The 1,872-nt window shown below is 33.8% G+C and carries 2 protein-coding genes; one reads left to right on the forward strand and one right to left on the reverse strand.

Annotation, left to right across the window (positions count from 1 at the left end; translation table 11 throughout):
- Positions 1-363 precede the first annotated feature (363 nt).
- Positions 364-1,260, forward strand: coding sequence for a YopJ family acetyltransferase (locus tag Xets_RS18825; RefSeq protein WP_187652317.1), 897 nt, complete (start codon positions 364-366; stop codon positions 1,258-1,260).
- Positions 1,261-1,622: 362 nt separating this feature from the next.
- Here the strand turns inward: Xets_RS18825 and Xets_RS28785 are convergent, their stop codons facing one another.
- The gene (locus tag Xets_RS28785) at positions 1,623-1,739 is read right to left on the reverse strand and encodes a transposase (RefSeq protein ID WP_370588260.1); all 117 of its coding nucleotides are present in this window, start codon (positions 1,737-1,739) and stop codon (positions 1,623-1,625) included.
- Positions 1,740-1,872: the final 133 nt, after the last annotated feature.

Raw genomic sequence — 1,872 nt, forward strand, 5'->3', positions numbered from 1 at the left:
TGGGGATAACAGTTCGGATTTTCCCATGAGTAGCCTTACTGGCAGAGCCAATCTGTCGATGACCACCTCCGCAGGAGGTGGCATTCAGTTATGAGTAAATTTTTAACACCATGAAAAATAATAAGAAAGAATTCTAACTATGATGTTTGAGTATACAAAAAATTAATGTTTGTTGTTTAACAAAAAAATGGGATTAAGAACTTTCGTTAAAAATTAAGTAGAGTAAAATACAATAAGTAACACAGTCATTATTACCTGTGTATCTCAAGGTAAAAAACTAATAATCAGAGCAAGAGATAGTCTTTCTTAAGAAGTTAAATCAACTAATTATGATTTTTCAAGTAACTAATAGGAATATTAAAAATGCCTGATAAAGACTCGTTAAGATCGTATATAGATGAAATTCGATCAAATAAAACAAATAACCATCAATTCAATAATATACAAATGGATGTAAATAATTGTAAAATAATATTAAAGCATTTAAATGCAACATCTAGTATAAATGCACATCCTACTGTTATGACTGCACATGAATTTGCTAACTCTATAGATGAATTAAATAAATTAAATAGTAATGAGCACAAGCGATTTGTGATTAACGCTGGTGATAATAGAACGCATTTTGCCTCAGCTAATGTTTTTAAAGATGTAGATAATAATATTTCTATCATTTTTGTTGATTCAAGCCGCGGAAAAAATCAATTTATTCTTTTTATACTATATAGTAATCTTGTTCTTAATAATGTTCCCAAAATAAAAACCCTTTATATTTATAACCAAATACAAAATAGTGATGCAGATTGCCTACTCTTTTCACTCCATTTTTTGAAAAAGATGCATAAATATAGTGATCACTTTGTAAAGCTTCATCAAGATCTTTTCAATAATAAAATAGAATTTATTAGGGAAGAACACTCACCTTACGAATCAGTACTTGATAATGATTCATTAAAAAAGGCTCGGGTTGTATTTTTTGATCAAGCAATAAAATTATTGCCTATTGATTTTTTTAAACACGCGCAGTCAATGAATTTAATGAATACTTATAATGATTACGCCAAAAGTCATTTTGGTGAAATCAATAAGGATATGAAAGCGAATAAGCAGCCAGGAGGAAGAGAGACATTGATAGACAGATGTAAGCGCCATGAAGTAACCCGCACAATTGACGAAAAAAAACGTACCTACAGTAACTCTATTGAAGAAAAAAGACTGAGCCTTGCTGAAGCTGCGCTACATTGGCTCGATAAGTCATGAATAAAAAATAAGTTATATCAGTAAGGTGATAACCTTTCATCTTTTGAGTCGCTTCTTCTCGATAGAAGGTTACTTAGGGCTATCGCAAACCCAGATCCTGTTTCTAAATTTGTGTAATTGCCTGTTTTTGATATGGTTAATTTATCAACTAAAACAGGTGAAAAGATGGACGAGAAACAGTTACAAGCCCTGGCTACTGAGCTGGCTAAAACTCTCAAAACTCCAGAAGATTTAAGTCAGCTCTCCAGTTTCTCTAAATTCATTTACCTGCCGAAGCCCCCCTATAAATCTTTTTCACCCTCTCAGTTATACACCCTCTGCACTTTCTTCTCAAGGCCTTGCTGCATCTGGGTTTGCAGTAATTAATTTTGCTTCCTTATCGCTTTTGCTCCGCCCCATTTGTGTTCTATAGGATTCAAATCCGGACTATAAGCGGGAAGCCATTCCAGTTGACATCTGCTGTCTGCTATCGCTTGTATCTTCGTTTATCGATTCCGGTCATGACTCCAATAGTTAGATCACCCTATAAAGAAGAGTATTCACGTTCGATGAAACGCCCTATCACCTTGTCGTGTATCTCCTTTGATTTGGAATAGCCCCTCGTCCTTCGAT

The sequence above is a fragment of the Xenorhabdus sp. TS4 genome (assembly GCF_014467265.1).
Classification (GTDB): domain Bacteria; phylum Pseudomonadota; class Gammaproteobacteria; order Enterobacterales; family Enterobacteriaceae; genus Xenorhabdus; species Xenorhabdus ehlersii.